This window comes from Lactobacillus sp. ESL0233, from assembly GCF_003692995.1.
In the GTDB taxonomy this organism is placed as follows: domain Bacteria; phylum Bacillota; class Bacilli; order Lactobacillales; family Lactobacillaceae; genus Lactobacillus; species Lactobacillus bombicola.
The window spans coordinates 391,217-415,198 of the sequence record NZ_REHH01000007.1; the positions used below are offsets into that span (position 1 = coordinate 391,217).

Here is a 23,982-nt window from a genome sequence, read left to right on the forward strand (position 1 = left end):
ATTAATTCCGCTCTTTAAAACTTTTTAGCAAATCTTTTGCATTTTGTTTGGCAGCCTGAGTTACATCACTCCCAGCCATCATTTCAGCAATTGCAGTTACTGTTTCCTCTTGAGTAAGTGGGCCAATTTGGGTATAAGTTGCCCCGTCTTTTACTTCTTTGGCCACTAAGTATTTTTGATCACTGGCAGCTGCCACTTGAGGAGAATGAGTTATTACAATGACCTGTTTATTTTTCCCAATTGAGTGCAATTTTTTTCCAATTGCGGCCGATACTCGGCCTGAAACTCCCGTATCGACTTCATCAAAAATCATAGTTCCGACTGGCTCTACCTGACTAAAAATTGATTTTAGAGCTAAAATTAAACGTGACTGTTCACCCCCAGAAACAATTTTAACTAATGGCATTAATTCTTCACCTGGATTAGGCGAGATTAAAAACACAACTGCATCAGTTCCTGTACTAGTGAATGCTTTAGTGTTTTTCAAGTCTATTACAAATCGAGCCTTTGCCATATAAAGATCTGCCAATTCGTGTTTAATCTTTTCTTCAAGTATATTTACAATTTTTTCTCTTAATTGATGTAATTCAGTAGCTTCTTTGGTTAATTTACGTTCAATCTCTATTACCTGTTGTTCTAGGTGATTTTCATCTAAACCACCTGTTTCAAATTGATTCAGTTCTTTTTGCACTTTTTTATAAAAAGCAAACACATTAGTCAAACTAGGACCGTATTTTTTCTTTAGCGAATTTAGTAAGTCAATCCGATTAGATACATATTGATATCTTTCTGCATCAAAATCTAGTCCATCAAGAACATTGGAAAGCTCACTCCTTGCATCACTTAAAGCAAAAACTCCATCATCAATAGTTTTAGCAATATCTTTAAATTTAGCCCCGTATTCAGTTAATTCTTGCGCTGCATTCTGAGCATTTCCTAATAATTCTTCAATTCCATGTTCGTCATCATCAAATAATTGTATTAAATAATTAGCAGTATCAACTATTTTCTGATAATTATTCAGTTCATTATATTCTTCTTCTAATTGCTCGTCTTCATTTGGATCAGTTAGGTTTGCGGCCCTTAACTCCTCATTTTGAAAAGATAATATATCTTGCTTTTGCGCCAATTCTTGAGCATCATTACGTAAATGATTTAAGCGCGTAGTCAATTTTTGCCATGTTTTAAAATCAATTTGGTATTGAGCTAATTTTTCTTTAAAATCTGCGGGAGCATAATCATCCACTAAATCTATTTGGCGGTCTTGATTCATTAAAATTTGTTGATCATTTTGACCATGAATATCTACTAAATAATTGCCTAATTCACGTAAAACGTTAATTGTAGTCAATTGCCCATTTATCCGAACAACATTGCGCCCTTTAACAGCCAATTCACGACTAATAATTAGTTGTCCTTCTGAATCTGGCAACCCGTACTTATCACAGATTTGCGCAATTTGCTTAGATTGACCAACTTCAAATAGCCCCGTAATCACCGCCTTAGTTTCGCCACTACGCACCATCTCTTTTTGACTACGACCACCCATTAGTAGTGAAACTGCATCAATAATAATCGATTTTCCAGCACCCGTTTCACCAATTAAAGCTGTCATATTTTCTTGAAAGCGAACCTTTAAAGCCTTAATAATGGCAAAGTTTTTAATATCCAGTTCAACTAACATGCTTTTTCTCCTAAAGTCCTTTTACTGCTCGTTCAACAATCTCTGCGGGCGTATTTGGCCAAATTAATTTACCGCCATCTCTTTCATTTTTTTGCAAATGAATTAAAAACTCTATGTTTCCCTTTCCCCCTTTAATCGGTGAATAGTCAACTGCTAACACATTAAAGCCAATTGCTAAAGCTTGCTCAATCGTATGCTTTATTACCGCACAATGAACGTGATGATCATTTACTATACCATGCTTACCAACGTTTTCTGGACCAGCTTCAAATTGTGGCTTAATTAAGCAAACTGCCTCACACTGATCTTTTAAAATTTGATACATAGGTGGCATAATTAAATCAAGAGATATAAAAGATACATCGGTCATAGCAAAGTCAGGCAAACCCTTAGTAAAGTCTTCTGGTTTACTATAGCGAAAATTTTGTTTTTCCATAACTTCTACACGCAAGTCATCACGTAATTGCCAAGCTAACTGATTATAACCAACATCAAGAGCATAAACTAATTTAGCCCCATTTTGTAATGCCACATCAGTAAAGCCGCCAGTTGAAGCACCAATATCTAGACAAATTTTATCGGTCAAATCAATATTGAAAACTTTTAAAGCTTTTTCTAACTTTAAACCACCACGTGAGACATATTTTTTCCCTGAATCTTTAATAAAAAATTGCTCATCACTGGGAAAACTTGTGCCACTTTTATCAATTCGTTGATGATTATGATCACAAACCAGTCCGGCCATAATTGCACGTTGTGCTTGCGTTCGTGAATTAAATAATCCTTGTTTAGCTAGTAAAATATCTGCTCTTTCTTTTGCCATTTATAGTACCTTTTGATACAAATCAAGAAATCCTACTAAAACTGAATCATCAAAATTTGCCAAATTAGACTTTGCCCGTTTGATTAGTTCTTTCAATTCTTGACGACTTTTTTTAGCTCCAAGTAAAGTTAAAGTATTATTTTTACCACTTACTTGATCTTTATGCGTTGCTTTTCCAGCTTCTTGGGTTGTCTCGACAATATCAACTAAATCATCATAAATTTGATATGCACGACCAAAATCTTTGGCAAAAGCAACAAGTTGTTTACCACTTTGACTACTTGCCTTACCATGAATTGTGGCCATTTCAACACTTGCTTGTATTAGGCAACCTGTCTTTTGCCACTCCATCTTATTAATGAAATTAGCATCATTAGCCACACTTTTGTTATTTGTTGAATCAATGTCTAGATATTGGCCACCAACCATGCCATTTGCACCAATTGCAGCGGTAATAATTTTAACCAACTTTGGCTCATTACTGCCTTCAACAATCCACTGAATCCCCATCGGAAGTAATGCATCTCCAGCCAAAATTGCTTCAGCTTCGCCCCATCTTTTATGACTAGTTAGTTTTCCTCTACGGTAATCATCGTTATCCATTACCGGCAAATCATCATGAATTAAAGAGTATGTATGGATTAATTCTATTCCACAAGCAATTCTAACTTCTTTTTCAGAAATTTCTTTATTCAATGCCGAATAAGTTGCTAAAAACAATAGAGGCCGTAATCTTTTACCCCCTGCCATTACTGAGTAAGCCATAATCTCGCTTAATTTTGCATTGTTTACTTCTAATTTTAAGTGACTAGCTAAATAATTATCAATTATTGGTGTCCATTTTATTTTAAAATCATTAAAAGTCATTTTTTATTCTTCCGGTGCAGCACTACTATTAGGATCAATTTCATGTTCTGAACCGTCGCCTTCAATTAGCTTAGCGACAGTTTGCTCAGCAGCAGTCAGTTTTTGATTTAAATCTCGACTTAACTTAACACCGGTTTGAAACTCATCTAAAGCATCTTCTAAGGCCACATTACCATTTTCCAAATTAGCTACAATTTGCTGTAATTTAGCTAATTCTTCTTCAAAATTATTTTTCTTCGTTACCATTCTTAATTCTCCTTGTAGATTTTATAACTGCTACTGCTTTACCGTCTTTGAAATTAAGGTTGACTTTATTATTTGGCTTAAGCTGCGTAACTGAACTGATTGTCTGCTTTTGCTCATTAACTACATAAACATAACCGCGATCAAGAGTTTTAAGTGGGCTATAATCATCTAATTGTTGCCCAATTTTAGCTAAACCATGTCTTTTTTCCTGTAAAATATTTTTTACATTAGCATCCAATTTTTGTCGGTAAAAACTAGCCCTTTCTTCGTATTGTTTTACTCTATCTTTAGGGTTCTTAGCTAGTAATTGCTGCCTTGTTAATTGATACTTTTGTTGCGCAAGCTCTAAGAGTCGCACCATGTTCCGCCTAAGTTGCTCTTTTAAGAAATCCAAAGTCTGCGCTTGTTCATCATAAAGTCGTGTGGGTTCACGCATAATAATCGAATTATCAATCCGCTTTAAAGCTTCTCGGCGGGCATGAATAATATTTTGCATACTGGCAAGCATACTACTTTGGAGTTGATGAATATTAGCTAATTCATTGGTCAAATTAGGAGTGGCATATTCTGCCGCCGCTGTTGGTGTTGCCGCTCGAACATCGGCTACTAAATCACATAATGTAGTATCAGTTTCATGACCTACAGAAGAAATTACGGGCACTGGCATCTCATATATTTGTCGGACAACTCGTTCTTCATTAAACGGCCATAAATCTTCAAGTGAGCCCCCACCACGACCAATAATCATTACATCATATTTATCTTTAATAGCCATTATTTGTTTCATTGCATTAACTAATGAGTCAGCCGCTTGATCTCCTTGAACTTGGGCTGGAAATAAGTCAACTTGTGCATGCGGAAAGCGGCGATTGACCGTAACCAATATATCATGAATTACAGCTCCAGATGCACTAGTAACAACCGCTATTCGATCAGGAAAATGTGGTAAAGGTTGCTTATGTTCTTGGTTAAATAATCCCTCTTGCGCTAATTTATGTTGAAGCTGTTGTAATTGCTCATATAAGGCACCTAAACCTGCTGGTTCCATTGTTTCGGCATAAAATTGATAAGTTCCCTGTGGCCCATAAACGCTAACGTAGCCAGTAATATAAACTTTCATTCCCTCTTCGGGCTTGAAATTAACTTTGTCAAAATAGGTTCGAAACATGACAACATTTAGTTTAGACTTCTCATCTTTTAATGAAAAGTATTGGTGTGAATTACGTCGATACCGAAAATTAGATAGTTCCCCTTGTAAAAAAACCTTATGTAAATACGGATCATTTTTAAATTTTTGCGTAATATAATAATTTAAATCAGTTACGGAAAGATACTTATCATCTGCCATTTTTTCTCCTTGCTAATTTCACTACTTGTTCCATTAGTGATTCAACTGTAAGTGGGCCAATCCCACCAGGTACAGGGGTAATATAACTAACTTTGGGAGCCACATTTTGGAAATCAACGTCACCAGCTATCTGATTGCCAATACGATTAATCCCTACATCAATCACTATTGCATTGTCCTTAACCATTTTTTCCGTTATTAGTCCCAGTTGCCCAGCTGCAGACACCAATATATCAGCTTCTTTAGTGTATTTAGCAAGATTATTGGTTTTCGTATGCAAAACAGAAACTGTCGCATCTTGCTCTAGCATCAATGCTGCTAGTGGTTTGCCAACAATGCTACTACGCCCAATGATTACTACATGCTTACCACTAGAGTCAATCTGATAGTGCTTTAATAAAGCCAAAATACCATGAGCAGTTGCTGGTTCAACAAAATGATTACCTTGCCATAAACGGCCTACATTACTTGGTGTTAAACAATCGACATCCTTTTCCGGATCAATTAAAGAGAGAGCTTCATTTAAGTTAATCTGGCTTGGAACTGGCAACTGAATCATAATTCCATTAACCTGACTTTCAGAGTTTAATCTAGCAATCAAGCTCAATAGCTCGGCTTGACTAGTAGCAGAATCTAATTGAAAAATTTTTTGTTTAATTCCAATTTTAGTAGCTAGCTTTTTTTTACTTTTAAGATAAATTTTACTACTAATATCATCACCAATATTAATTACGCTAAAAAAAGGTTGAACACCTTGCTTTTTTAATCCATCTACTTGCTTTTTAAGTTTAGTTGCCCGAATATTTGCTAGCTTTTGCCCATCTAAAAGTTGTGCCATCCATAATTCCTTTTCTACTAAAAATAGCCGGCTATTCAGCCGACTACTAGTTATTTTTTAATAAAATTCGCCAAAATACCATTAACAAAAGGCTTATTTTTGGGATCGGCAAATTCATCACATAAGTTTAAAGCCTCATTAATTGCTGCCCTAGGCTCTATGTCCATACTGTACTTAATCTCATATAAAGCAACTTCTAAAATAGCAAGTAAAATCTGACTAATTCGATCGATTCGCCAGTTTTCTTTTAAACAACTGGCAAGATTAGCTTTAATTTCCTCCCGCTTTTCAATCACGCCTTCAATAATATTTTTTGAATAAGCAGAAAGTTCCTTTAGATTAAGTGTAGCAACCGTTTTAGCTTCAACTTCAGAAGCAGTATACGTTGGTTCTTGGTTTGCCAAATACACTGCTTGCATTGCTACTCTACGACTCTGGTGTTGATTCATTTTTACTCTTTTCATCAATGTCAGAAAATAGCTGAGAGGTTCCCCTATTATCCTGCTGCTCTTCTGGGTCATCCGGAAATACTAAGCCCGTCACGTGAACATTAATTTCTTTCAGAACCAAGTCAGTCATTTGTAGGACTTGCTGTCTTAAAGACTTTTGCAAATCCATTGCAACTTTAGGCACATAACTGCCAGCTTCAAAACTTACATAAACATCGGCAATCAAATTGTGATTATCGTCAAGCTTGATTGCAATTCCTTTGCCTCGATTTTCTCGTCCCAAAACGCGATTGATTCCAGATTTAACATTACCGTGCATTGCGGCAACTCCGTCAACTTTTTCGGCAGCAATGCCCATGATAACTTCAAGAACACTAGAATCTATTTCGATTTCTTCACCGTTATTTTTATCATCTAAGACAATCTTTGAACTATCTGCCATTTTATTTACCTCAAAAAACTACTTATTTGCACGAGATACGTAAGTACCATCTACAGTATTAATTATTAATGCATCGCCTTCATTAATAAAGAAAGGTACGTTAACTACTAGCCCAGTTTCCATAGTTGCAGGTTTACCACCACCAGAGGAAGTATCACCTTTAATATTTGGCTCAGTCTTAGCAACTATCAATTCAACTGTGTTTGGCAATTGGATTCCTAGAGTTTTACCTTCATGCATAATTACGCTAACATCCATATTTTCCTTCAGATACTTAGCTTCTTCTTCAACTTGTGAATTAGGAATAGCTAATTGATCATAGGTTGTCGTATCCATGAAAACATAGTTTGATCCATCATTGTATAAATATTGCATTGCTTTCGTTTGAATTTCTGCTGTGTCGACCTTAGCAGTAGAACGAAATGTATATTCTTGTACTGCACCAGTATTCAGACTCTTTAACTTTGATCTAACAAATGCACTACCCTTACCGGGCTTAACATGTTGAAACTCAACAATGCGCCATAAATCATTGTTATACTTAATGGTTAAACCATTTTTAAACTCATTAACTGAAATCATTGTCATATTAACTACCTCATCTCCATAATAATATCTTACCAATTCAGACATGATTTTACTATAAATAATATTTAAAAATATTATCTTTTATAAAGAAATTAACTCAGCTTTAGGCAAGGTTGATAGTGTTTCCGGACTTTGTCCATGAATTAAAATATCGTCCTCAATCCTTACGCCACCTTTTTGAGGTAAATAAATTCCTGGTTCAACCGTATGAACCATATTATTAACCAGTTCTTGCTTACCAAACGGTAAGGCCGGCTGACATAATTCATGAATTTCTAGTCCTATGCCGTGACCAATACCATGACCAAAGTATTGACCATATCCTTGTTCATTAATATAATCGCGCGCTGCTCGATCAACATCATTTCCATGATTACCGACAATAGCTGCTGCAATACCACGACGTTGTGCCTCATAAACAATGTTATAAATTTTACTTAATTCAGTATCAACTTTCCCTACAGCCACAGTGCGTGTAATATCAGCAGCATAACCATGATAAAAAGCGCCAAAGTCAACTACTACCAAGTCACCTTCTTCAATTGCTTTATCACTTGCTACACCATGAGCCCAGGCTGATCGAACACCCGATGCAATAATCGTAGCAAAACTGGGGCCATCGCCACCATTTAACTTAAAAAGATAGTCAAGCTTAGCACCAATATTACGTTCAATTTCACCAGGTTTAATCATCGGTAAAATTTCATTAAAACTACTCATTGAGATATTAATTGCTTGACGCAAAGTGGCAATTTCTAAATCATCTTTAACATTGCGCACACACTCAACTAATTCTTCTACAATTTGAAACTCAATTTGTGGATTTAACTTTTGCAAATTGGCAAATTCTACTGCAGAAACAAATTCACCTTCCACTAAGACCTTATGTAAATTGGCATGTTGCAACTGCCGACTAATTTCTTCATCCTGATTACCACGTTTCATGACAACTGACATTTCACCTGGTGCCTCAGCTTTAATTTGGTTATCAAAGCGGGAATCAGACAATAAAATCCGATCACCCCGATTAGTTACTATCAATTGCGCTTCTTCACCAGTAAAATTAGTTAAATAACGATAATTAGCTTGATTAAAAATCAAAAAGCCATCCGCACCTTGATCTGTAATCAACTTACCTACTTGGGCAATCCGCTTATTTAGAAGTGTTAATAAGTCATTTGTTTCATTCATCTCAGTATCTCCAAATTCGACCATAAAATTAGTACTAATTAGCACCAGCGTTAATTAATCAGTTCCAACTAAAAATATTATCTATAGTAAAGTCATAAATATAAAAAAGACGAGAAGCACATGCTTTTCGTCTTCTTATTAAGAACTAAATTACTTAGCTTCTTCTTCGACAGGAATAACAGAAACTTGTTTTCTGTACTTGTCTTTACGCTCAAATTTAACTACACCATTTACTAATGCAAATAAAGTGTCGTCTCCACCTTGACCAACATTCTTGCCTGGGTGAATCTTAGTACCACGTTGACGATAAATAATCGTTCCTGCGTGAATAGTTTGACCGTCAGCAGCCTTGGCACCTAAACGGCGACCAGCTGAATCACGACCATTGGCAGTAGAACCTCCACCCTTGTGGTGGGCAAATAATTTAAGATTTAAAATATTCATAATCACTTCACCTCTAGCTTAATTCAATCTTTTCAACTTCAACCTTAGTATAAGGTTGACGATGACCATATTTTGAATGTGAGTGCTTCTTTGGTTTGTATTTGAAAGTTACAACTTTCTTCTCTTTACCATGTTTTTCAACTTTGGCAACAACTTTGGCACCCTTAACTAATGGTGTACCAACTTTAACGTCTTTACCATCAGAAACAAGAATTACCTCATCAAAGGTAACTTCCTTACCTTCTTCAATGTCAAGTTTTTCTACGAAAATACTGTCGCCTTCAGCAACTTTATATTGCTTACCGCCAGTCTTAATAATTGCGTACATTACTGCCCTCCAAAAAATACTTAGACTCGCCAATAAGGGTGCTTTTATAAATAAAAGTCTTCTTACCCCTATTTGTGCGGTTGCAGATGTGAAGGTCTCCACAAATACAACTACTGTATGATACTACTATTGGTAAGAATTAGCAAGATTAAAACAAGTTAGCAATCATGTTTAATTAAAATTACATTTGCCATTTTCCACCATGAACTTTAGCAATATTTTCTGTCACTATAAAAGCCTCTGGGTCAATTTCACGTGCTTTTGCTACTAACTGACCGTATTCATTAGTATCAACGATAATTACCAATTGTTGCTTATCTTTATCACTATAACCACCAATAACATTATAGACAGTTAATCCGTCATAATCGCGTTGTAACATATTTTTGATTTGCTCCAATTGTTGATTACTCATAATGCGAACTTGAAATTTCTTATCAAACCCAGTCTCAGTATAGTGCATAGTTAAGGTCGTTATAATTTGTGAAAAAGCAGCGAGTAAAAAGGCCTCAGTACCATCAACAAAAATATTCAAAAAAATAATTGACATATCAATTATCATTAAGGATATAGCTGGATCGATAAAAAAATATTTTTTGATAATTAGTGGCGGAATTGTAGTGCCACCTGATGAAGCATTTATGCGATAGAGCATCGAGACGCCAATTCCCATAAGCACACCACCATAGATTACTGCCAGCATATTATTGGAAGTTAGTTTTAAACTTGGGGTAATTTCCATTAAAATTGGTAAAAGCAGACTACCAATTGCCACTTTTTTTAATGTTTGTCGACCTAAAAAAATTGCCGCCATAATCAACATTAATGAATTAATAATGAAAACTGTCAGTGAGCGATTGATTCCCCAAACTGCATCAACTAAGATTGCAATTCCAGTTGATCCTCCTGCCGCAACATTGATTGGCGCATAAAACAAATTAATTGCAACGGTAATTATTTCTAATCCTGACAAGAAGAAAAGCCAATACTGCCAAGTATGTCCATGTTTTTCTTTCCCCATCTCATCTTCCTTTCATAAAAAACTTTGGTCTATATTGTACTCAAGAATGACCTGTTTATTCAATAAATATGCAAAAATACAAATAATTCTTAATTATTTGTATTTTTATTAAAAGCCTTAATTTGCTTTTTTATATTCAATTGTCTGATTGCCTTCATAAGCAGGTAAGCCCATTTCTGCTCGGTAGAGAGCACGTTCAAAAGCTTGATATCCTTTACTAGAACTAACTGCAAATTTAACATTATATTTGCTAGTAAATTCGCTGATATTCCATGTACTATCATGAGCAGCAAAAGCGGTAACAAGAATAACAATATCTAAATTTTTTATCTGCTGTTCAATTATTTTTTTCTTTCCCTGAAAGGCATCAATTGCTATGGGAATTCCATTATAGCGTTTGACGATTCCTTCAAGCAGTGCTTCATTTTGGTTATTGCCAATTGCAATGCCAACGCGCTGATAATGTAAATTTAATGCCAATTTTGGTATTTCCGTAGCTTGATCTGTTTGTTTGACTTTTTTCTTTTTTAATTTAGACATGGTGGCGGGCTGATCCAGTTCATAAATCCACCGAATTTCAATAGCTTCGGTGGGATTTTTCTTTAAACGGATATCGCCATCATACCAAGCCAGATCAACAATTGAACCATCAGTTAATGGGATATTTTTCTCTTCAAATTTGCTTTCATCAACAGATAAAGTGATAGATTTACCACGAATACGCAACTTTTGCCCTTTAATATTATGACTGATAGTTAAATGACCGGAATTTCCTTGTACTACCGCATACTTAAATGTAGAAATTTGATCAACTTCCATTCGCGAAAGCTGGCGAAAGCCCACCACCCTTAATATTTCTGCTTCGTAATTACGATTATCTTCTACTGGTAATGCTTCAACAATATCTCCACTTTTCAAATTTAAAGAATGGATTTGTGATTCTTTTAATGTAAAAACACATCGCTTACTGTCATTAACTAAGTCACAGCCTGACAATAGTCGAACAACTATATAACGCTTACCTTTACGATAATCCACTTTAGGCGTTATCTTTTTTTGTAGTGCTTGTTCAAAAACCTTTTTGTTGATAGTTTCTTTGGTTGTTTGCGAAGCTTTAACTGCCTGGCTTAGATCGATTAAAGTTTGACGCAACCCAGTTTCAAGCTTTGACGTTAACAATATTTGCCGAATTGCCTTCAAAGTATTATTTTTTGCGTAATTATCACCTGGATTTTTAATTAAAGCTATTAACCCCCTCAAAAAGAGGTCTACTTGTTTATAGTCAACTTGAGTACTAATTATTGGCTCACCTAATGCCTCATCAGCCATACCCAAGATTAACTTGATTGCAGCTAGTCCATTACTTAGGCTTTTTTCATCGCCAGCTGTTTGGTTTAAAATTCTTTTTAAGTTATTACGATAATCAAACATTATTTTCCACTTTTCTAATTCAGTAAATTAAGTATAACAAGAAAAAAGCCCACTTAAAACTGAGCTTTTTCAAAAATAAATTATTAAAATGCACCTCCACCAGAGCCAGCACCAAATCCACCTGATGCGTCTCCAATTGAGCAAGATGATTCTAGACTACTACTAAAACTTTCATAAAATCCTTTGCTGTTGAAATTATAAATTGGTTCATGAATATAAAAGTCACTCTGTTGCCATTCATCAGCAGTAAATTCAATTTTTAATTTTTTTAAAACTTCTTTAGCCAAATTAAAAGTCACTGCATAAGGCATAATATCTTTCCAAAGAACTAAGTCACCAACATCACGCATTTCAAAGTTACCAATGTCTTCTAACATATGTTTAAACCCACGAATTTGATTAGTAATTTCAGCCCCTTTTTGAGAATAAAAACTAATCATATTATTGCTATGAACTAAAGCAGTGATGCCAAAAAGCAATAAAATAGTTTCCACAACTAACATTACAATTCTAAGTTCAGAAAATTTTAAAAAAAATATTATTGCTCCTCCAAAACTAAGAAATAATAGGGAACAAATGATTGTTTGATTAGTATTTCTTTTATGAATCGACTTCTCTACTAACAAGCCCTGATTTACAACTTCATTATAAGAATTTTTACGCCAATCAATATAACAACGGTTAACTTTTTAGCTGACTTTCTTTCCACGAGAATTTTTAATTTCTTCAGTCGTTACAGTTTGACCATTACCGACATCATTGAATAAAGTTGCTAAAAGTGGATTTCGACTAACTAAATGCATATCCTTTAAAGTTATTCTATAAAAAGTAGTCTTATCTTTTTGATAATCCTCAATTGTTATCTTCTTTTTTGCTGCTAGTTCCATTAAGTACGCTATAAATGCTCTAATATTTGGCGCATCAACTTTGTCCATAATTTGAGCCACTACAGCGTTAACGGAGGGGCATTCATAACTATGGGGAATAAAATTAGTGTCATGGACTGTCCCACCTTGTTTTTTCACCGTAAATCCTAGCACAATTGCACTAGTGGCACTTAACACAATTATAAGTACTAATCCAATTTCAAAAATAAAAATTTTCTTTCTTTTACAATTAGCCTCCTGAGCCAGTTTTGCTTCTTGATTTAAAACAAATGGACCATGGATTTGGTTAACAATATTTTTATTTCTAGGTGTTACACTTAAAGGAAATATTGTATGAACTTCAATTCCCGAATATCCATCAAGATTATTGGCAGTCAGCGTGATTCTCCCTTTGCTTGGATCAACCTTAATATAACCATTCAGTGGTCCATGAGCCCATGCTTTTATATTTTTCACTGGACCCGGGAAAAGCACAACTGCTTTTACATGATCTAAATCTTTGTCCCAATTATTACCAATAATCATAAAATTCAATTCAGCTATATCACGATAATTCGTAATAGCTTGGGTAATTTTATAAAAATAAGTTACAGTGTATCTAGAATTAGGTTTAACATGATTATAAACTGCAAAGTGGTATCCTGAATTCACTTTTTGCAAGCTAAAATCATGCGAATAGCGTCCTGTTTGATTTTCATTTTGAATTTTAACTTTCGCATCAACTAAATTTTGGCTAGGAGCAAGATTTTGCTGATAAAAAACTCCTTTGCTTTGACTTTTGAATTTGTAAGTAATTTGCTTTTTAATCGCAATCGACCCATCTTTTTTAATGGAAGCTGTCGTGACATTATTTTCAATTCGATAGTCAACTTCTGCACTAACATTTTTTACGTATAAAAATAACAGTAATAAAATGGTTAGATATGGCATAACTTTCATAAACTTAATTTTCATAATATAATCCTCAAAAATAATTGTTTTCAAATTATACATAATTTATTAAAATAATGGTATATAATTTAACCAAAAAATATTAAATAATACATAATTTAAGATTGTTGCTACCTCAGTTAGATGATAACTTTACACTTCGCTGTTCATTATTTTTTGGCCCATAATTAAAAAGTTAATTTTATGGTTGCAATTAGCAAAACTTTTCTCTATAATAGTTAATGTTCTTGTGAGAGCAATGGTCTGGTAGCTCAGCTGGATAGAGCAACGGTCTTCTAAACCGTGGGTCGTGAGTTCGAATCTCACCCGGATCATTTTTATTGATTTTTATTGATTTTTATCAATATTCTATCTTGCTATATCAACATTCTAATGTTTGTTGATTTTAAATAATTTTAAAGTTGGCTAACATTTTGGCTAACATAAAAGCCACTCTGTAAAGAGTGGCTTTTTTATTTGTTTTTTCTTGCATTTAATTTTTTTGCATAAAATCAAATAAATATTTTTATTTGAAACGTTGATGTATCAGGCTTTATGATATATTATCGAATATAAATTATTTTTTGCATAAAAAAGCCACCCAGAATCTAATCTGAGTGGCGTTTAATTTTATTATTGTGCGCTTGAATTATCAGTATTTAAAACCTGAATAACGCTGATTCTTTAATTGTCTTGCAAGTTTTAATGATTTGTACGAATGGCTTGAACTACTAATTGGTTCTCCTATTGCAGTAGTTAATACATAATGACCATTAAGTTTCGAAACATTGTAATGTGTTCCAAAGCCCATCATTGCATTCCAACCTTTTATAGTAATCCATCTTCTACCATTGACTTGTCCACGATCAAAAAAATAAATCCAATTTTGTGTTTTATTAGACATCTTAGAATTGTTATGTCTGACATGTAAATAACTTACATATTTGTGACCACCATCATAAGATATATATTTCTTAGGAGTAATAACAGTTTTATCACCATTTCCACTATACCATGTACCCCGTATTTTTTTCGGAAAAACTGCAGTATTAATCTTTGCATCAACAATTTTGGCATTATTAATTGTGCAGACTGTACTTACTCCCATAGTCGCAATTAACACAATTGCAATTATATATTTCTTTATTTTCATTTCTTTCCTCCTTGCTAAAACTGTACCAAATAATTATATTATTATACTTATAAATAAGCCACCCCAGAGTATTAACTCCAGAGTGGCTTATTTAGCTTATTTATTTGTTGAAACTTGACAAAATATATCGTTTTGGTAAAAAGATACACATTGCTTGACTGATGTACACATTTTTACTAAGTAACACTATTTGTAAATTTCATAAAATTATTTTTACTTTGTGCCACTAATCATTTTATACTTACCTGCTCTTATTGGAAGTTTGTTCATAGTTAATGTAACCTGCATACATTAACTTTTCTGTAGCTCTTAGGAAATCTTCTGGAGTCCAAATTTCCCTCATTTTTTTAACCATTGTATCAAAATCATAATTATACTTAGTCATGAGTTTTTTCTCCATTTTGTATTCTTTGAAAGTTCCATCAACAGTAACCTCTAGCATCCAAACAAGCCACCCCAGACTAACGTCCAGAGTTAGCCTATTTAAAATGCTAAAAACCCTGTTTTGAGCATTTATCCTGATATTCCTCATATGTAATTTACAAAAAAGCGCTTTTTTGATGTTTTCATTAGTAAATTTACTTCATAATTTACAAAAACAGGACTTTTTAACAAATTAAAATTAAACGTAATTTTACGCATAAAAATAAGCCACCCAGAAATTAATCTGTGTGGCTTTTTTATTTCTATTTAGTGAGTGCAATATTGGCGCCACTAAAACCTTTAGTTAAATCCTTAGAAAACTTTGCCTTAGTGATACCTAGGCGAGCCAAATATCCCCAAGGGTCGGTGTGGTCAGTGTTTGAGTAGCCATGCTGCACAAGCCATGAGTGTGTCTTAATGCCACGATATGAGTTAGTGTCTAGAGCTAATGGTATGCCATACTTTTTAGCTGACCATCTGAGCCAGTTTACATAATGCTTATAGGCTTTCATTGCCCGTCTGTGATTGCTGAACTCGCACAATTCAATCTGAACAGGAGCCAAACTATTAGCAGGACTACCTGCACCCCAAGCCACATAACCCAACTCGCCAACCTGATATATGCTCTTGTCGTCAATGACAAAATGCACATAAGTCTGGCTAGTGTTGATTCCATTTTTCATGTTTCTAGCAATAGCCCAAGCTTCCCCATTAGGTGTAGCGGTAGAGTGAGCAATAATGAATCTTGGTGTAGCCAGTTGTGAGCTACCTTCAGAATCACTTAAAGCGTAGTTAAAATTTCTTTTCATTATTTAGTCTCCTTTGTTTCGTTATAGGCTTTTTGAATCAAGCCTTCTGCAGTATTACGAGTAATTTTGGTTTTAGATAGCTTTGCTTGCTCTAATAAAGCAGTAGTTGCCGTTTCTTTTTTGTCAGCACCGCTAGTATCACGCGTGGCTTGCTGTGCCACAATATACTGAGCAACGTCATACAGCCACTTCATTTTGTCCGCAATTGCCGGATTATGCTGTCTTGCATATGGATAGATAGCCACAACCCCTACAGCAAGCAGTACAATGTATGGCAGTACCGAATTTAGAATATTAATAATTTGAGTCATTTTTAAATCCTTTCTAAAAAAGCACTAGATACTATGATCTAGTGCTTTTCAATTCCTTTAATTCTTTTTCTAGCTTTTTTCGTAAAGCTTTTTCTTCATAATAGTCTTTTTTAAATTCATCTCGTTCGAGGCGAAGTTCTTTATTAATTGAGTCTTTGCTCTTAATGATTGCGTCCTTTTCCTTAAAAATTGCATCATAGTCTGCTCTGTTAGTTTTATGTGCTACAGCAATAGCAGTTACTAATGCACCAACAGCGCTGGCAAACACTTGTAAATCGTGCAAGTGATCGCCTCCTAGCTTGTATATGCACACCTGATAATCAAAATAAATAAAACAGCATCAAAGATTACTGCCATTGTCATCTCTATGTTATGGGCAAATAAAACATGCCACAGTTGCTCTGTCAGCAGCACAAATGTCGCACCACCAGCAACAGTAATTGTAATATCATGTATTACTTTATTTTTATTACCAGTAACGGCACAATAGAGCAACACTAATCCCAGAACAACAAAAAAGATGTCAGAATACTCACTATTCATCATTGGTCTCAATTGTGGTGGCCATGTAAAGTAGCTTTTATCTGCAAATAAAAACCCACCAATTAATACAATTGATAGGCCTATTACTACTTGGTTAAAATTTTTATTAATATTATTAGTTAGTCTGTGCCACATAGTCGTCACCTGTGATTTCTTTATAGTCATTACCTGTAAGTAGTGTTAACCCTACAAAGGAGGCGATATCTGCCGTAGTATAAAAACCGTCATTATAAAACTCTTGGGTCATTTCTTTAAAATAATCAAGCATTAGTCTTGCCCCCTTTGGCCAGTAGTGGTGCCATCATTTTTAGCATTTCGGCTTGATTTTTTGAGATTGAAGTTAAGCTAGTTTCTTGGTTCTTGTTCATTTGCTCTAACTGTTTTGCTTGAGTTTCGACTTTAGTTTGCAAATTAGCGATTATTTGCGTCTTGCTGCTCGAGTCATTTTCAACCCAACCATTTGTTTTGTTGTCCCATATTGGGTCAACCATTGACTCATCAGGCTTTTCTGCATGCCAGCGCCATGGCAAGTCATCCAATTTTAAAATTGATTGTATTACTAAGTGATGCATATTAATGTCCGAACTAGTCGGGTCGCTGTAATAGTATGTATTGTATGTCTCTTCTGTCATTTTTATTTCCCTCTTGCTATTTTCTAAATAGCCTTCATTTTTTTAATATTTAAAAAGTCATTATTCAGGTATAAAAAATATATATCATTGTTGCTATTAATGCTTAAAACACAACGACCATAACTATACTCATCTATTGGTATCATAAGGCTTATATCTCCACCTGACCTAAATCTTAATAAATATATATAAGAATTAGCAGTACGTGCAATTACAAAAATCTCATTAGTTTTATCTACAACTATATATACAAAGCATAATAGATCTTTAGATATATCACCAATATGTATAATTTTTGTAGGCAATTTGTTTTGATAAAAAATATAAATTGCATCGGATGTCATAACCCAAGCATTACCGATATTATCTACCGTGAAATCAATAACTTCTTTTTCGGTCTTAAGCACAATATCATTATTCAAATTTCTTTTTTCAATTTTATGAATTTCAACATTTGTAGAATAATATAAATATAGTCCATCATTTGTTTCGATATTATTGAGATACTCACCAGAATTAATTTTTAGGTTAACTTCATTAATTTCAACTCCATTTTTGTTAAAAACCATTAGCAGCGTATTGTTTTCAAATGTAGATAAGCAAACATATAAATTATTAGTATCTACAGTAGTTTTAATTCTCCATTTTTTTTCAATACTTATTGACATACTATATAGTTTAGAAAAAACAATGTTATTATTTTTATCAAACGCTTGAATTTTTAAGCCAGATGAGTTTACGGATGTAATATATAAGTTATTATCTTTATCTAAGCAAATATCTGGCTCAGATTCATATTTAGAGCTATCAATTATAAGACCATGGTTAGAACTTAACTTGTAAAGCATATAATCTGCTAATGCCGTAGTAGTTAAAACATATATACTACCCTCTGAATCAACAATAGATTTTTCTACGACCCAAGTTTTATTAGTATCAACTTGGTTAGACCAATCTTCTTTATAATTGTTTTCTTTTACATAGACTAGTTTTTCGCCTAAAAAAGCATGACTTATAGGATTATTCCCAACAAAAAGCTGCTGTACTTGCTTATTGCTGACATAAATTTTTGATAAATTCATTAAACCACCTTAACTTTCAAGCACATAATACGTTGTCTTTGGATCTTTGACTGTTAATGAATTGTACTGTGTCAAAGTACCCGTCCAAATTTTTTGAACACCTTCTAAATTGGATTCTAATTGATTTTGCAAATCGCGTAATTCATTATTAGTAATTAACCTTTTAAACTTATCTCTATACTTGTAGTTATTTTTGCCAATGGTTCTGAAAGCAAAAGTTATGTCTTTGACATCAGCTGTATCTAACAGCATTAATAGCTGAATGACATAGTAATCGCTGTAGTTAATGACTATAAGATAGCCTGAAACATTCGTAAAATTTGGCAAATCAGTCAACCCACTTGTGTTATTTACCCCAGTTGATAAATTCGCTGAAACGAAACGATAGTAGCCAGGATTTGTGGCTGTATCTAAATCAAAGTCTGACTTAGATATCACAAAATCTGCATTGTTAAAGCTAGGCAACCTGATTGCACCCAAATTATCAGGTTGCCTGCCATTAACGCTTTCAACTTTTTTAGCAAGCTGTCTTTGTGCATCTTCTTTTGTCTCAAACCTTGATAAGTCTGGCTCTTTAATATCAATGTTTGCCACCCCTGCGGCATCAGGTTCGACAGGTACACCACCGTTAACGCTAATCTTTTTCAACTTTCCAGCTTGGTCTAATTTTTCGTTAACTTCAGTTTTAGAATAAACGTCTCCAACATTTACTTTACCGTCTAACTCTTTTTTGACTTTAGTCAAATCTGCTTTTGTTGCTGAATTCGAGTCGTCGACAATCACCGATACATTATCTGTACGTCCAACAGCGACAAACATTGTCAAGCTAAACTTAAATAGGACTTTATTTTTATAATCCGGCATAAACTCAGGCGCAATAGCTGTTGTAATAGCATAGAGTATCTCTTTATCTTGTCCATCTTCTTTGGCAAAAAGCCCAATCGTATTAATGTTATAGCCATTACCTAAATCTTTATTATTAAAAAGTAGTTCAGTACCAATAACAATACTTTTATCTTGCGTTGAATCAGCTACATTATTTATGACCCCATATTGCATTAAACTAGGCAACTCAGTTAGTTGCTGTAAGTCAGCCATACTCTTATTAGCTAGTTGTTCAGTCGAAGTTGCCGCTCTAGTAATTGCAAACCTGGCTGTCCCCTTATTCGCACGGGCCATTAAATCCAGACCTTGGTTGGTTAATATCGTTTTATTGTATTCTGACAAAAATATCACTTCCTTTAATTTTTAATTTGCGACAGGTTAGCCTGTACAGTTACATCTGCTCTGGACCATATACCAGCCCCAATTTTGATATTATTGGTAATTTGTACTTCGTTTAAAGCCACTCTAATTTCATAGACCATGTTAGCTGGCAAATAAATATTGAGTAGATACTTGACATTATCAATCTGCTTGCTAGTAATTTCTGCATTTTTGGCTTCGACAATTGCATCCCTTTTGGGATAGTCAACCCTTATAGTGGCAGGTATCTTCAATGTTACAAACAGCTCTCGCATGTACCTAATTGTGATTGGTCTAGGCGGTAACAAGCGCATTAGTACCTTGTTCTGCCGCATTTGTAAAGTATCACCTGATGCTGGCTTAATACCAACTTGGTCTTCAAAAACGGCTATCCCTTTAGCGTCTGTTTGCGTTACAAACTGGTTTAAAAGTAGTCTTAACTGCTCACTTTCAGCTCTATCCAGCACACCGCCTTGAGCGTGCATGATTGCTTCCATCTCATAGACGCCATCATAGTAATCTGGTAAGTAGTCCATTAGATTGTTAGCCATCTAGCACCACCTCTCCTAATACTGGTAATTGTGAAGTCTGGTTATTAAAGGTCAAAACTATATCGTTATCAGCATTGTTTAATTTTGGCACCGACGCGTTAACCACGCCTTCAGTCATCATAATTTGTGATAATACCTTAGAGCGATAGATTGTTTGCGCATAACCACGACCTATTGTGGGGTCAGCCCTATTCCAAGCCTGTCTTAGTAACTTAAAGTAGGCTTCAATTGCCGTCTTAATGTTAGCTTTAACAATATCTACACCATGATTGCCGTCAATATTTATAGTTGCTGAAACATTAACCGTTAAAGTAGTTGGTGCTACAACCGTTACTTGATGGTCAATTGGTGCTAGACCATAGCCATTGCCCTCGCTATCAATAGGGTCAATGATGTTTTTAACCTTTTTAATTAAGTCAGCACTAGCAGGCATTAGAGTGTTATCAACAATAACTAACTTAACTGTTCCTGCACCATTCCAGATGGGATAAACTTGTCCAGCTCCAACTTCTTTAATCTTTGATAGCATTGCTAAATAATCGGTAATGTTGCCACCATAAGCAATCCAGTCATCAGATTGTAACAATCTATCACGCAAGTGGTCATCTGTTTCTTCATCCCTAGCCGGTGCCACTATTTCAGTTATTTCTGCCCAGTTTAATGAATCGTTTGCCGTAACTGGTAAAATTTGACCTATGTAAGAATTAGCAATTGTTCCTGGTTCATCTGCAGTCATTTCAGCCGTAAGATCATCGTTGACCTTTTGAATAGTATAAAAAATAGGCGTTTCACCAATACTGGCAAATTTATCGCCCATTTGTACGTTATTAATAGGATTGCCGTCAGAATCTAAAAATTTAGCTTTAACTTCCGTTTGTGTTGCTGCATATCTGGCTGTACCATGCTCAGCGGCTCTGTAATCTAAGAACTGTCCTTGTGCCGTTTTAATATATGTTTGCTTAATGATGTTAGCCCTATCTAATGACTGTTGTGCCATTACCATTGCCGCTGGCGCTAGTGCATCATATATAATCGAGCCTTCACGTTGGTCAATGTCATCTGGCACACTATCTAGCATTAGATTTAACCAATAATCAAAATCTTCAGCCATATAACTAGCCGCTAATTCATCAGGGTTCATCAAGACTCACCTCACTGTCTATATTAATATCACCAAAAGCTGTTATGCATATTCCTTTGACTTGCAAAGTATCACGACTAATTTGTTCTATTTCATCAACTTGAACATCAGTAACTCGATCGTCCGCTAATAGTGCCTCTTTCAGCATACGTTCAACTTCAACTTTAGCATAACCCATATCCTTTCCAATTAAATCGTTGAAATCGTTACCATACTGGTCTGAATAGATGGGAAAGACTAGACGCTCTGTTTGCAGTATCTTGTCAACTGCTTGAATCATAGCTTCTTGTTCATCAACTTTGCCCCGAATACGACCATTTTCAACTTTAAAAGTTAAGGTTGGCTCATCATCCAAGCTCTCATCATCGTCACTATCAGTGTCGATATCATCTTCCAATTCAGCATTATTTTCACTGTCATCGTCCTCTGTAACAATAATGTCGTCTTCATTCATGTTTAGCCCTCCTCTCGCTCAAACAAGTAAAACTGCTGACCACCGTCCATGCGTATCATCGTGACCTTGTCACCTTTTTTAAGGCTATTGTCGAATTCCATTTCTTTAAAGGTAATATCTTCACTGACTGTTGGACGATTTCCCGATACATTCCCAATCTGATCACTGTGGGATTTAACTTCAATTTTTGCTTTGCCTGGCAGTTGAAACTTGCCAATATGCTTGCCTAGAACTATAAAGTTATCATCAATTACTATGTTGTTAGCTAATTGTACTTTTAAGGGTTTTACAGAAGTAACCACCCCATAAATCACATCAGAATACTCGCTATCTTTACCACCACGCTCCTTTAGCATCTTGATTAAGAGCTCCCCAGCCATTCTGCACCTACTTTCATTGTTAAATGACAATTATAATCAGTACCAAAATTATGTTCTGCCTTTAGAATTGGACAGTTTTTCAGAGTTTTCCCAAGGTCATTAATTTTAATCGTAACTGCGTTACCGGCTACTAAATCAATATGCCCGATACAGTCAATTGTTAACTCCTTGTTAGCTCTATTTTTCTTGCGTAGCTCATCTTTAGCTTGTTTAACCATCTGAGCATGATTAGCTTTATTTTTCTTATTAACTGTTTCTTGCAATTTACTCCACTGTTCGGTAGATTTACCTGCAGCACTGGTCGATTTAAAGCTAGTCCGTTTAGGATTGTCTTGTTTGGCAGTGGCTGATTTTGACTGCGATTTCTTGGTATCTTTCTGAATTACTTTGACCACATTAGCTGTGTTGTTAATATCAACGGCATAAGAAAAGCCGGTCATTGCCGACTTACTACCAATTATTATTTTTAACTTTTTATATGGAGAACGCCTAAGCTCTACTGTGTCGTAATTGCAGTATATGTAGTACATATGCTTAGTGGCTGTCCTAGTTTTAGTTATAGCACTCTTTACCATATCAAAGTAAGTCTTGCCATCACAAACTTCAGCCGAAACCTTATGGGTAGGCTTATCAACCACCTTGTGACTGATACCTGCACGTTTGCATACATTGTTGAAACGGTCTGCAATTGTGCCAGATTGCCAAACAATTGAGTCTTGGTTCTTGAGATACCTTGATTTGTCATAGCACGTTACGCTCACTGTATTGTCTTCTTTTACTTCGTATTTAAAAACATAGCCATAAAAAATCTTGTGGTGGTCCCAGCTGAAGGTAATAATGTCGCCCGTATAAGGAATAATTTGATGAGCATTCTGAATCAAGTCAAATGTTAATTCGCCAGCACTAAAATTCAAGTCAGTAGACCATTTAATATTGGTCACTACTTGCCTCAAATCATATGTGGTACCTTTACCATTACTTTTAGATTTACGATACATATTACTACGGCGCTTAAGTTTAAAAGTTGTGACTGTCATGCTTTTTTCACATCACTTTTTCTGACCCAGCCACGTGCAGAACCATTTATGCCAACACATATTGGGAACTTATGACCAGTGGCAATGTTAATCACAGTCCTCTTAGCATTTTTTTCGTAACCCCCAGGGCCATTGCCATTTGAGTCCATATACAACTTGCCACTAACTACAACACTTGAGCCAACTCCAAATTTCTTTGGCGGTGAAATCCGCTCTTTACCTTTTTTGGATTTTTTCTTCTTTTTATTTTTAGAAGTAGAAACTTTAATTGCTTTAAACTCACGATACTGTTTCAACTCCAGTGTATACTTGTACTCTTCATCGTAGCCATCTTCAAAGCCATATTCAAAACTAGAAATAGTCATCGCTAAACTTATTTTGGTATTAGCCACAACAACCTGCATATGTCCTTTAGCTTTTTGGATTTTTTTAATGAAATCAATATAGTACTCTGGTTCTTGAAGCTCATCTACAGCTATATAAGTAGTCTCATTTAGTGGAAACGTACTTTCGATTGTTATATCTACCAATTTTAGATTACCCAGCCGATTAATCTCACCAAGATTGACGACCGTTTGACTCTGGTCATCTCCCTCATATTTGAGCTTTAACTCAGCCGGATTAACCGGCAATTGGATAGTTTTGTTATTTTTATAGTTTGTCAAAAAAACGCCAAACCCATCCATTATTTATCACCCTCTATC

The 23,982-nt window shown here is 34.9% G+C and carries 30 protein-coding genes, 1 tRNA gene, 1 pseudogene and 1 other annotated feature; of the genes and pseudogenes, 1 reads left to right on the top strand and 31 read right to left on the bottom strand.

Annotation, left to right across the window (positions count from 1 at the left end; genetic code table 11):
- Window position 1 precedes the first annotated feature (1 nt).
- From recN to F5ESL0233_RS08385, 15 genes and pseudogenes are all read right to left on the bottom strand, one after another.
- Complete coding sequence (gene recN, locus F5ESL0233_RS04910; protein WP_122059027.1) at window positions 2-1,684, bottom strand: DNA repair protein RecN; 1,683 nt, start codon at window positions 1,682-1,684, stop codon at window positions 2-4.
- A 10-nt stretch (window positions 1,685-1,694) separates the two neighbouring features.
- Complete coding sequence (locus F5ESL0233_RS04915; protein ID WP_118896286.1) at window positions 1,695-2,507, bottom strand: TlyA family RNA methyltransferase; 813 nt, start codon at window positions 2,505-2,507, stop codon at window positions 1,695-1,697.
- Window positions 2,508-3,374 (bottom strand): polyprenyl synthetase family protein, encoded by an 867-nt coding sequence (locus F5ESL0233_RS04920; RefSeq protein WP_122059029.1) that lies wholly within the window; start codon window positions 3,372-3,374, stop codon window positions 2,508-2,510.
- 3 nt (window positions 3,375-3,377) lie between these two features.
- The gene (locus F5ESL0233_RS04925) at window positions 3,378-3,620 is read right to left on the bottom strand and encodes an exodeoxyribonuclease VII small subunit (protein WP_090092766.1); all 243 of its coding nucleotides are present in this window, start codon (window positions 3,618-3,620) and stop codon (window positions 3,378-3,380) included.
- On the bottom strand, window positions 3,601-4,968 hold the full coding sequence (xseA, locus tag F5ESL0233_RS04930; protein WP_122059031.1) for an exodeoxyribonuclease VII large subunit: 1,368 nt from the start codon (window positions 4,966-4,968) through the stop codon (window positions 3,601-3,603). Before xseA ends, F5ESL0233_RS04925 begins: the two co-directional genes overlap by 20 nt.
- The gene (locus F5ESL0233_RS04935; RefSeq protein WP_122059033.1) at window positions 4,958-5,806 is read right to left on the bottom strand and encodes a tetrahydrofolate dehydrogenase/cyclohydrolase catalytic domain-containing protein; all 849 of its coding nucleotides are present in this window, start codon (window positions 5,804-5,806) and stop codon (window positions 4,958-4,960) included. The genes xseA and F5ESL0233_RS04935 overlap by 11 nt, the downstream gene beginning before the upstream one ends.
- A 50-nt stretch (window positions 5,807-5,856) precedes the next feature.
- On the bottom strand, window positions 5,857-6,255 hold the full coding sequence (nusB, locus tag F5ESL0233_RS04940; RefSeq protein ID WP_090092771.1) for a transcription antitermination factor NusB: 399 nt from the start codon (window positions 6,253-6,255) through the stop codon (window positions 5,857-5,859).
- Entirely contained in the window at window positions 6,233-6,697 is a 465-nt protein-coding gene (locus F5ESL0233_RS04945) for an Asp23/Gls24 family envelope stress response protein (protein WP_090092773.1), read from the bottom strand. The genes nusB and F5ESL0233_RS04945 overlap by 23 nt, the downstream gene beginning before the upstream one ends.
- A gap of 18 nt (window positions 6,698-6,715) precedes the next feature.
- The gene (gene efp, locus F5ESL0233_RS04950) at window positions 6,716-7,285 is read right to left on the bottom strand and encodes an elongation factor P (protein ID WP_090092775.1); all 570 of its coding nucleotides are present in this window, start codon (window positions 7,283-7,285) and stop codon (window positions 6,716-6,718) included.
- Window positions 7,286-7,366: 81 nt separating this feature from the next.
- Window positions 7,367-8,476 (bottom strand): aminopeptidase P family protein, encoded by a 1,110-nt coding sequence (locus F5ESL0233_RS04955; RefSeq protein ID WP_122059034.1) that lies wholly within the window; start codon window positions 8,474-8,476, stop codon window positions 7,367-7,369.
- Window positions 8,477-8,626: 150 nt separating this feature from the next.
- Window positions 8,627-8,920, bottom strand: a complete 294-nt coding sequence (gene rpmA, locus F5ESL0233_RS04960; RefSeq protein ID WP_046307181.1) for a 50S ribosomal protein L27 — start codon at window positions 8,918-8,920, stop codon at window positions 8,627-8,629.
- Window positions 8,921-8,933: 13 nt separating this feature from the next.
- The gene (rplU, locus tag F5ESL0233_RS04965) at window positions 8,934-9,248 is read right to left on the bottom strand and encodes a 50S ribosomal protein L21 (protein WP_090092778.1); all 315 of its coding nucleotides are present in this window, start codon (window positions 9,246-9,248) and stop codon (window positions 8,934-8,936) included.
- Window positions 9,249-9,260: 12 nt separating this feature from the next.
- Window positions 9,261-9,340: a sequence feature (ribosomal protein L21 leader region), on the bottom strand.
- 89 nt (window positions 9,341-9,429) lie between these two features.
- Window positions 9,430-10,269, bottom strand: a complete 840-nt coding sequence (locus F5ESL0233_RS04970; protein WP_090092780.1) for a YitT family protein — start codon at window positions 10,267-10,269, stop codon at window positions 9,430-9,432.
- Between the two features lie 117 nt (window positions 10,270-10,386).
- Window positions 10,387-11,700: a DUF2325 domain-containing protein gene (locus F5ESL0233_RS04975; protein ID WP_122059036.1), complete on the bottom strand. Its 1,314-nt coding sequence runs from the start codon at window positions 11,698-11,700 to the stop codon at window positions 10,387-10,389.
- Between the two features lie 83 nt (window positions 11,701-11,783).
- Window positions 11,784-13,580 (bottom strand): annotated as a pseudogene (locus F5ESL0233_RS08385) (DUF2207 domain-containing protein).
- Window positions 13,581-13,778: 198 nt separating this feature from the next.
- On the opposite strand from F5ESL0233_RS08385, the gene F5ESL0233_RS04990 reads away from it, so the two are divergent.
- A tRNA-Arg gene (locus F5ESL0233_RS04990) sits at window positions 13,779-13,852 on the top strand.
- A gap of 317 nt (window positions 13,853-14,169) precedes the next feature.
- Here the strand turns inward: F5ESL0233_RS04990 and F5ESL0233_RS04995 are convergent.
- The 16 genes from F5ESL0233_RS04995 to F5ESL0233_RS05070 all read right to left on the bottom strand — a co-directional run bounded on the left by F5ESL0233_RS04995 (window position 14,170) and on the right by F5ESL0233_RS05070 (window position 23,964).
- A complete protein-coding gene (locus F5ESL0233_RS04995; RefSeq protein ID WP_122059040.1) occupies window positions 14,170-14,670 on the bottom strand; it encodes a hypothetical protein in 501 nt (166 codons plus the stop codon).
- 241 nt (window positions 14,671-14,911) lie between these two features.
- Window positions 14,912-15,055: a hypothetical protein gene (locus F5ESL0233_RS05000; protein ID WP_158593131.1), complete on the bottom strand. Its 144-nt coding sequence runs from the start codon at window positions 15,053-15,055 to the stop codon at window positions 14,912-14,914.
- 301 nt (window positions 15,056-15,356) lie between these two features.
- Window positions 15,357-15,902 (bottom strand): peptidoglycan recognition family protein, encoded by a 546-nt coding sequence (locus F5ESL0233_RS05005; RefSeq protein ID WP_122059043.1) that lies wholly within the window; start codon window positions 15,900-15,902, stop codon window positions 15,357-15,359.
- On the bottom strand, window positions 15,902-16,213 hold the full coding sequence (locus F5ESL0233_RS05010) for a phage holin, LLH family (protein ID WP_122059045.1): 312 nt from the start codon (window positions 16,211-16,213) through the stop codon (window positions 15,902-15,904). The genes F5ESL0233_RS05005 and F5ESL0233_RS05010 overlap by 1 nt, the downstream gene beginning before the upstream one ends.
- Window positions 16,214-16,244: 31 nt before the next feature.
- The gene (locus tag F5ESL0233_RS05015; protein ID WP_122023006.1) at window positions 16,245-16,496 is read right to left on the bottom strand and encodes a hypothetical protein; all 252 of its coding nucleotides are present in this window, start codon (window positions 16,494-16,496) and stop codon (window positions 16,245-16,247) included.
- An 11-nt stretch (window positions 16,497-16,507) separates the two neighbouring features.
- Window positions 16,508-16,891, bottom strand: a complete 384-nt coding sequence (locus tag F5ESL0233_RS05020) for a hypothetical protein (RefSeq protein WP_122059046.1) — start codon at window positions 16,889-16,891, stop codon at window positions 16,508-16,510.
- Window positions 16,872-17,024: an XkdX family protein gene (locus F5ESL0233_RS05025; protein ID WP_199692576.1), complete on the bottom strand. Its 153-nt coding sequence runs from the start codon at window positions 17,022-17,024 to the stop codon at window positions 16,872-16,874. The genes F5ESL0233_RS05020 and F5ESL0233_RS05025 overlap by 20 nt, the downstream gene beginning before the upstream one ends.
- A complete protein-coding gene (locus tag F5ESL0233_RS05030) occupies window positions 17,017-17,388 on the bottom strand; it encodes a hypothetical protein (RefSeq protein ID WP_122059048.1) in 372 nt (123 codons plus the stop codon). Before F5ESL0233_RS05030 ends, F5ESL0233_RS05025 begins: the two co-directional genes overlap by 8 nt.
- A 23-nt stretch (window positions 17,389-17,411) precedes the next feature.
- Window positions 17,412-18,470 carry a hypothetical protein gene (locus tag F5ESL0233_RS05035; protein WP_122059049.1) on the bottom strand — a complete coding sequence of 353 codons (1,059 nt, stop codon included), beginning with the start codon at window positions 18,468-18,470 and terminating at the stop codon, window positions 17,412-17,414.
- Window positions 18,471-18,479: 9 nt separating this feature from the next.
- Window positions 18,480-19,697, bottom strand: a complete 1,218-nt coding sequence (locus tag F5ESL0233_RS05040; RefSeq protein WP_122059051.1) for a pyocin knob domain-containing protein — start codon at window positions 19,695-19,697, stop codon at window positions 18,480-18,482.
- A gap of 14 nt (window positions 19,698-19,711) precedes the next feature.
- Window positions 19,712-20,266, bottom strand: a complete 555-nt coding sequence (locus F5ESL0233_RS05045; protein WP_122059052.1) for a putative phage tail protein — start codon at window positions 20,264-20,266, stop codon at window positions 19,712-19,714.
- On the bottom strand, window positions 20,259-21,407 hold the full coding sequence (locus F5ESL0233_RS05050; protein ID WP_122059054.1) for a baseplate J/gp47 family protein: 1,149 nt from the start codon (window positions 21,405-21,407) through the stop codon (window positions 20,259-20,261). The genes F5ESL0233_RS05045 and F5ESL0233_RS05050 overlap by 8 nt, the downstream gene beginning before the upstream one ends.
- Complete coding sequence (locus F5ESL0233_RS05055; RefSeq protein WP_122059055.1) at window positions 21,397-21,861, bottom strand: DUF2634 domain-containing protein; 465 nt, start codon at window positions 21,859-21,861, stop codon at window positions 21,397-21,399. The genes F5ESL0233_RS05050 and F5ESL0233_RS05055 overlap by 11 nt, the downstream gene beginning before the upstream one ends.
- 2 nt (window positions 21,862-21,863) lie before the next feature.
- Entirely contained in the window at window positions 21,864-22,241 is a 378-nt protein-coding gene (locus F5ESL0233_RS05060; RefSeq protein ID WP_122059057.1) for a DUF2577 domain-containing protein, read from the bottom strand.
- A complete protein-coding gene (locus tag F5ESL0233_RS05065; protein ID WP_233554963.1) occupies window positions 22,223-23,278 on the bottom strand; it encodes a hypothetical protein in 1,056 nt (351 codons plus the stop codon). The genes F5ESL0233_RS05060 and F5ESL0233_RS05065 overlap by 19 nt, the downstream gene beginning before the upstream one ends.
- Complete coding sequence (locus F5ESL0233_RS05070; protein WP_122059058.1) at window positions 23,275-23,964, bottom strand: hypothetical protein; 690 nt, start codon at window positions 23,962-23,964, stop codon at window positions 23,275-23,277. Before F5ESL0233_RS05070 ends, F5ESL0233_RS05065 begins: the two co-directional genes overlap by 4 nt.
- Between the last annotated feature and the right edge of the window lie 18 nt (window positions 23,965-23,982).

What these genes read in the sequence shown, in the direction of transcription:
- F5ESL0233_RS04920 (WP_122059029.1), bottom strand. Translation starts at nt 3,374, where the DNA reads ATGACTTTTAATGATTTTAAAATAAAATGGACACCAATAATTGATAAT.
- F5ESL0233_RS04925 (WP_090092766.1), bottom strand. Translation starts at nt 3,620, where the DNA reads ATGGTAACGAAGAAAAATAATTTTGAAGAAGAATTAGCTAAATTACAG.
- F5ESL0233_RS05055 (WP_122059055.1), bottom strand. Translation starts at nt 21,861, where the DNA reads ATGAATGAAGACGACATTATTGTTACAGAGGACGATGACAGTGAAAAT.
- F5ESL0233_RS05050 (WP_122059054.1), bottom strand. Translation starts at nt 21,407, where the DNA reads ATGAACCCTGATGAATTAGCGGCTAGTTATATGGCTGAAGATTTTGAT.
- F5ESL0233_RS04945 (WP_090092773.1), bottom strand. Translation starts at nt 6,697, where the DNA reads ATGGCAGATAGTTCAAAGATTGTCTTAGATGATAAAAATAACGGTGAA.
- recN (WP_122059027.1), bottom strand. Translation starts at nt 1,684, where the DNA reads ATGTTAGTTGAACTGGATATTAAAAACTTTGCCATTATTAAGGCTTTA.
- F5ESL0233_RS05010 (WP_122059045.1), bottom strand. Translation starts at nt 16,213, where the DNA reads ATGACTCAAATTATTAATATTCTAAATTCGGTACTGCCATACATTGTA.
- nusB (WP_090092771.1), bottom strand. Translation starts at nt 6,255, where the DNA reads ATGAATCAACACCAGAGTCGTAGAGTAGCAATGCAAGCAGTGTATTTG.
- F5ESL0233_RS04975 (WP_122059036.1), bottom strand. Translation starts at nt 11,700, where the DNA reads ATGTTTGATTATCGTAATAACTTAAAAAGAATTTTAAACCAAACAGCT.
- F5ESL0233_RS04955 (WP_122059034.1), bottom strand. Translation starts at nt 8,476, where the DNA reads ATGAATGAAACAAATGACTTATTAACACTTCTAAATAAGCGGATTGCC.
- F5ESL0233_RS05065 (WP_233554963.1), bottom strand. Translation starts at nt 23,278, where the DNA reads ATGACAGTCACAACTTTTAAACTTAAGCGCCGTAGTAATATGTATCGT.
- F5ESL0233_RS05060 (WP_122059057.1), bottom strand. Translation starts at nt 22,241, where the DNA reads ATGGCTGGGGAGCTCTTAATCAAGATGCTAAAGGAGCGTGGTGGTAAA.
- F5ESL0233_RS05020 (WP_122059046.1), bottom strand. Translation starts at nt 16,891, where the DNA reads ATGTGGCACAGACTAACTAATAATATTAATAAAAATTTTAACCAAGTA.
- rplU (WP_090092778.1), bottom strand. Translation starts at nt 9,248, where the DNA reads ATGTACGCAATTATTAAGACTGGCGGTAAGCAATATAAAGTTGCTGAA.
- efp (WP_090092775.1), bottom strand. Translation starts at nt 7,285, where the DNA reads ATGACAATGATTTCAGTTAATGAGTTTAAAAATGGTTTAACCATTAAG.
- F5ESL0233_RS04970 (WP_090092780.1), bottom strand. Translation starts at nt 10,269, where the DNA reads ATGGGGAAAGAAAAACATGGACATACTTGGCAGTATTGGCTTTTCTTC.
- F5ESL0233_RS05030 (WP_122059048.1), bottom strand. Translation starts at nt 17,388, where the DNA reads ATGACAGAAGAGACATACAATACATACTATTACAGCGACCCGACTAGT.
- rpmA (WP_046307181.1), bottom strand. Translation starts at nt 8,920, where the DNA reads ATGAATATTTTAAATCTTAAATTATTTGCCCACCACAAGGGTGGAGGT.
- F5ESL0233_RS05000 (WP_158593131.1), bottom strand. Translation starts at nt 15,055, where the DNA reads ATGACTAAGTATAATTATGATTTTGATACAATGGTTAAAAAAATGAGG.
- F5ESL0233_RS04935 (WP_122059033.1), bottom strand. Translation starts at nt 5,806, where the DNA reads ATGGCACAACTTTTAGATGGGCAAAAGCTAGCAAATATTCGGGCAACT.
- F5ESL0233_RS05070 (WP_122059058.1), bottom strand. Translation starts at nt 23,964, where the DNA reads ATGGATGGGTTTGGCGTTTTTTTGACAAACTATAAAAATAACAAAACT.
- F5ESL0233_RS05035 (WP_122059049.1), bottom strand. Translation starts at nt 18,470, where the DNA reads ATGAATTTATCAAAAATTTATGTCAGCAATAAGCAAGTACAGCAGCTT.
- F5ESL0233_RS05045 (WP_122059052.1), bottom strand. Translation starts at nt 20,266, where the DNA reads ATGGCTAACAATCTAATGGACTACTTACCAGATTACTATGATGGCGTC.
- F5ESL0233_RS04915 (WP_118896286.1), bottom strand. Translation starts at nt 2,507, where the DNA reads ATGGCAAAAGAAAGAGCAGATATTTTACTAGCTAAACAAGGATTATTT.
- F5ESL0233_RS05025 (WP_199692576.1), bottom strand. Translation starts at nt 17,024, where the DNA reads ATGCTTGATTATTTTAAAGAAATGACCCAAGAGTTTTATAATGACGGT.
- xseA (WP_122059031.1), bottom strand. Translation starts at nt 4,968, where the DNA reads ATGGCAGATGATAAGTATCTTTCCGTAACTGATTTAAATTATTATATT.
- F5ESL0233_RS05005 (WP_122059043.1), bottom strand. Translation starts at nt 15,902, where the DNA reads ATGAAAAGAAATTTTAACTACGCTTTAAGTGATTCTGAAGGTAGCTCA.
- F5ESL0233_RS04995 (WP_122059040.1), bottom strand. Translation starts at nt 14,670, where the DNA reads ATGAAAATAAAGAAATATATAATTGCAATTGTGTTAATTGCGACTATG.